This is a genomic window from Mesorhizobium sp. M1A.F.Ca.IN.022.07.1.1, assembly GCF_003997575.1.
Taxonomy (GTDB): Bacteria; Pseudomonadota; Alphaproteobacteria; order Rhizobiales; family Rhizobiaceae; genus Mesorhizobium.
On sequence record NZ_RZST01000408.1, the window covers coordinates 1 to 4,678 of the forward strand.

The window sequence follows — 4,678 nt, forward strand, 5'->3', positions numbered from 1 at the left end:
GCCGAAGCGCCGGCTCGACCTGCGCATCCGCTTGCCGCGCGACGGTGGCGGCTCGGCCGACAATTTCCGCCCGTTCCGCCTTGAATTGCTGCGCGGCGCGCGAGAGCAGGACATCTTCACCTTCGTCCTTCGTGAGAATGACGAGATCGCCGCGCTCCGCGAAGAGCTTGCCACGGCGAGGGAGGCTGCGGCTGCCGCCGAAGTGGCCAAGGGGCGTTTCCTGGCGGTGGTCAGCCACGAGCTGCGCACGCCGCTCAATGCCATCATCGGCTTCTCCGACATGCTGCTGCACGAGATGTTCGGCGCCTTCCGCGATCCGCGCCAAAAGGAATATGTCGCCCTGGTCAGGGAGTCCGGCCAGCATCTTTTGTCCGTCGTCACCTCGATCCTCGATGTCTCGCGCATAGAGGCAGGCGCCTATGCCACCGAGCTCGAGCCGTTCCGCTTCGCCGATGCCGCCGACATGTGCCGCTCGATGATGCGGCCCCTGGCGGAGGCCAAGAGCATCGCGCTTGGCGCGCAGATCGCGCCTGACGCCGGCGAGATCAATGCCGATCGCCGCGCCGTGCAGCAGATCCTGATCAATCTCGTTTCGAACGCCGTGAAGTTCACACCTGACGGCGGCAGCGTGGTGATCGGCGCCAAGCGGGTCGGCTCGCGGCTGCATTTCTGGGTGAGTGACACCGGCATCGGCATCGCCGACGAGGATATGGCCAACCTCGGCAAGCCGTTCATGCAGATCCAGAACGACTATACGCGCCGCTTCGAGGGAACCGGGCTCGGCCTGTCGCTGGTCAAGGGGCTGGTGGCGCTGCATGAGGGCACGATGTCGATCGAGAGCGCCCCGGGCGAAGGCACGACGGTGACGATCAGCCTGCCGGTGAACGGACCGAAGCGGCGCTCGGGCGCGCCGGCCGACGTGCTGCCCGTGCCGATTGCAAAGCCGAAGGGGGATGCAAATGGGGACAGCAATGGCTCGCTCCGCAAGACGGCCTAAAGTGGTCGAACCCGAGCGCGGCTTGCTTGCCGAGAGCGCTGCGGCGGTCGGCCAGATGATCTCGCGCAATCCGGTTCTGGTCGGCGGCTCGACCGCCTTCCTGGTGACGCTCTTCTACGTTTCGGCCAACGCGCTCTGGTACCAGCCTTTTCCGCACACGGGCGCCTTCTTCGCCACCAGGAGCATCGAGAATTTCCCGCATGCCGTCTCGGATGAGCCGGAGACCACCATCAACATCGTGCGGCAGGCGCAGCCCGCTCCCAAGCCCGATCCGGTCGTCCAGCAGGTGCAGGGCATATTGAAGGACCTCAATTTCTACGACGGCACCGTCGACGGCCTCACGGGCCCAGCCACGCGCAAGGCTATCCAGGCCTATCAGCTCAAGGTCGGGCTGCCCGCCTCCGGCGATGTCGACGGCGCGCTGCTCGATCAGCTTGGCGCCAGGCAAACGACTGCGGCCATTCCGCATCCGGCCCCGAGACCGGCCGACAGGGCGACGGCCCAGGCCGCCGGACCAGCGGCCATTCCGGTCGCCGCCCAGGCCAGCGGCGCAACGCAGGCGCCCGACGCCCGCATCGTCAAGATCCAGGCTGGCCTGAAGGCCTTCGGCAATGACGATATGCAGCTCGACGGCGTCGTAGGCGCCCGCACCAGGTCTGCAATCAAGGAATTCCAGGCGCTGTTCGGCCTGCCCGAGACCGGCGAGCCGGACGAAGTGGTCTATGCCAAGATGCGCGAGATCGGCCTCACAAACTGAGGGCTGCCGGCTTTTCGGTTCCATTGCCGATGCTGTAAGGAACCGGGCATGCCATCCGGAACCCTGCCATGCGCGTGACTACCGATCTGTGGGTATCGGCCCTTCTGCGCCGTGTCTTCACCGCCGGCGGTTTTGCTGCCGTGGTCAAGCGCGGCGCGACCGAGGCCGGCGCCGTCTTCGTGTTGTCGCGCGACCGGCTCGGCGAAGTGGCTCTGTACGGACCGGCGCCGCAAACGAGCTACGATTCGGCCAAGCCCGACGAGCGCTTCTTCACCTTGCTCGATTCTGGCGACGATAGCTCGGCATTCGATGCAAGGCTGGAAAAGGAAAAGAGATTCGATCCCGACATCTGGGTGGTCGAGATCGAGGCCGGCTCCGTTCCGGTCGAGGAGCTTGTGTCCGTGAAGGCGGAATAGAGGCGGCGGCCCGGCGTCCCGACCGGCCACGGAAACGCTGTGCACTTTCCCTGGAATTGGGTCAGGACGCCTTGCGGCCGGCGGCCTTGTCATCGCTGTTCGATGCGTGGCGCCCTGTCTCGATGGCATTGCCGCGGATCGCCCGAGACAGCGTTTCGGCTTTCCAGGCCCGCACCTTGTCGAGCGCTGCCTCGCGATGCAGCAGCCGATAGCGGTCGAGGAACAGACGGATTGCCTGGGGATGCGGAAACTCGCCGGGATGGACCGCGACCGCGATCAGGAAGGCCCTGTCTTCGCTTAGGTCGAGCGCCTTGAGCGCCGCAAGCAGCGCTGCGTAGCCCGATTGCTCGGTGATCGAGCGGGCTGTGGCAAAATCGATGTCGAGCGCATCGGCAAGCGCTGTCTGGAAGAAAGCAAGGTTGCCCGTCAGCGCCGTCTCGCGCAGCTTCAGATAAGTCGGCTGTCCGAGGAACAGGTTGACAGCGGCACTTTCGCCGGCGGGCCGCATCATCGAGCGCAGGCGTCGCCGCGCGTTTTCCTCAGGCACGCCGGGATCCGGGCGGTTGTCTTCTGTTGCGGAAGCTGGCGCCGGTTTCACCGGCGCGAGCTTCGTGACCGTCTCCGGCGGCCGCGTGTTGACCAGCGTCGGCTTCTCCAGCGCGCGGATCAGGTGGGCGATGGTTGCGTTGAGTTCCTTGCGGCGAGCGATTGCGCGCGCGTGCGGCAGGCCATGGCGGCCGATCAGCGCGATGAGGTCGATGTCGCTCAGCGCGTTCGAGCGGGTAAGCAGCGGCGCCGCGATCTCGACCGGCTCCTCGGCCAGCCGCCGCACCAACGCGGCCGGCGCATATTCGCATTCGGAAAGGGCGGCGGCGACATAGCGGCGCGATTCGACCGACACTTCGTCGAACAGCGGCAGCGTCAGATCCTCGAGTTGGGCGATTTCGCGCCGCGACGGGCGCGTCAGCGAGCAGAAGGCCGACACGGCGGCGCGGAACAGCCTTTCGGCTTTTCCCGCTTCGGTCCGGATAGCGATGTGCCTGAAATCCGAAGAAGACACGGAGGATACGCCCGATACTCGACACAGACCCGGCCCCGCGCCTCCGGCCGGGCCGGTTTCGCGTCTCCAGGGAACAAACATCAAATTAGCCGCGATCCGTTAGCGCTCCGTTAACCCTCTGCCCGCCTTAATCGATTTTGGAGGCGTTGCGTTGTGCTCCGGTCAAACCGAGAGGAATACGCGAACCATGGGCATGGTCTTGTCTTTCGTGCCGCGAGCGGCACCCGTCAATCGAGTAACCCACGACACCGACACGGCAGCGGCTGTCATCATCTTCCCCGGCGTCCGCTATGAGCCACAGCCGCAGGTCGGCGGGGCGCGTCCAGACGGCCCGGACAAGCCTGTGTCGCCACGGCCACTAGTGCCGCATCACTGAGCTGACTCTTCAGTATTCCTGCAGCTCGCAGGCACTCTGTTCGAGAAAGCGCGACACGATCGGCTTCCAGCTATCGTCCGGCACGAAGGCGCGGACGACAAAGATTCCCTCGTCGATCGGCGCCTCGACAAAGATCGCGCCCTGCAAGTCCTCGGGAAGATCGCGCCGCACGTCGATCATCTGCGCCGGTGTCAGCACCACGGCATCGAGCTTCTCGCTGTTCGCATTGTGGTCGTTGAAGGAATAGATGTTGTGGCCGCTGCGGTCATACACCGAGGCCGACCAGAACGGCACGTCGCCGGGCGCCCGGATCCGCACCAGCCCGTCGGCGAGATTGAAGCGGCAGGCGGCCGCGTAGAACATGGGGTCGACCGACTTCACCACAGGCGCACCAGCGACCTCCGCGTCCAGGCGCGTCATCTTGTAGAGGTCGGAGGCCATTGCCAGCCGCGACCAGGCATCGCGCTCGGAAAATTCCGGCACCAAAAACAGCACCGCGATATGCACGATACCGGCGCCGAGCAGGCCGAGGACCAGGGCGTGCAGCAGGCTACGCATGGCAGCCCGCCTTCAGAATGCGCGGCAGCGTCACGTCGGAAAGCCCGGTGCTGCTCGCGATCGGCGTGTCGTAGAAGGTCAGCACGAAAAACATCTTGCCGAAGCCAGCCGTCAGGAGCCAGTTGCCCGGGGCAGGGCGGTCGCCGACGGAGATGACGACCGAATTGTCGGGCCGGCGCAGCACTTCGTAGGATTGCAGGGCCGCCTGTCTCGCCTTGCCGGTGTCGATGACGCCGAGCGACTGGTCGGCGGCATAAAGCGTCCAGAACCGGGCCGTCGGGTAGCCGCCTTCGATCGAATAGGCGCATTCCCGCTTCAGCGGTTGGCCAGCTTCATCGCGCTCGGCGACGAAGGACAACCCTTCCGCCCGGCCGAGCGCCAGCACGCCCTCACGCGCCACGCGCGCCTTGGAGTAGGGGTCGGAGCCTTCCGTGCCGATTTCAGGAAAAGCTGTCCATTGGCCGATGCGGATCGCGCCGACGCCGTCCTGCGCGTTGAGCGCGTACCAGACGCT

6 protein-coding genes are annotated in these 4,678 nt (G+C 65.8%); 3 read left to right on the top strand and 3 right to left on the bottom strand.

Features of this window, described 5'->3' with window-relative positions; genetic code table 11:
- The 3 genes from EOA75_RS29095 to EOA75_RS29105 form a co-directional block, all read left to right on the top strand.
- A partial coding sequence (locus EOA75_RS29095; protein ID WP_164747632.1) for a HAMP domain-containing sensor histidine kinase occupies nt 1–997 on the top strand: 997 nt, incomplete at its 5' end.
- Nucleotides 972–1,754, top strand: a complete 783-nt coding sequence (locus tag EOA75_RS29100; RefSeq protein ID WP_127325774.1) for a peptidoglycan-binding protein — start codon at nt 972–974, stop codon at nt 1,752–1,754. The genes EOA75_RS29095 and EOA75_RS29100, both read left to right, overlap by 26 nt.
- Nucleotides 1,755–1,822: 68 nt before the next feature.
- Complete coding sequence (locus EOA75_RS29105; RefSeq protein ID WP_067320924.1) at nt 1,823–2,170, top strand: DUF1491 family protein; 348 nt, start codon at nt 1,823–1,825, stop codon at nt 2,168–2,170.
- A gap of 61 nt (nt 2,171–2,231) precedes the next feature.
- Here EOA75_RS29105 and EOA75_RS29110 read toward each other — a convergent pair whose 3' ends face one another.
- The 3 genes from EOA75_RS29110 to EOA75_RS29125 form a co-directional block, all read right to left on the bottom strand.
- Nucleotides 2,232–3,230, bottom strand: a complete 999-nt coding sequence (locus EOA75_RS29110) for a DUF2336 domain-containing protein (protein WP_127325775.1) — start codon at nt 3,228–3,230, stop codon at nt 2,232–2,234.
- A gap of 385 nt (nt 3,231–3,615) precedes the next feature.
- Complete coding sequence (locus tag EOA75_RS29120) at nt 3,616–4,164, bottom strand: DUF1254 domain-containing protein (RefSeq protein ID WP_127216243.1); 549 nt, start codon at nt 4,162–4,164, stop codon at nt 3,616–3,618.
- A partial coding sequence (locus EOA75_RS29125; RefSeq protein ID WP_245466773.1) for a DUF1214 domain-containing protein occupies nt 4,157–4,678 on the bottom strand: 522 nt, incomplete at its 5' end. The genes EOA75_RS29125 and EOA75_RS29120, both read right to left, overlap by 8 nt.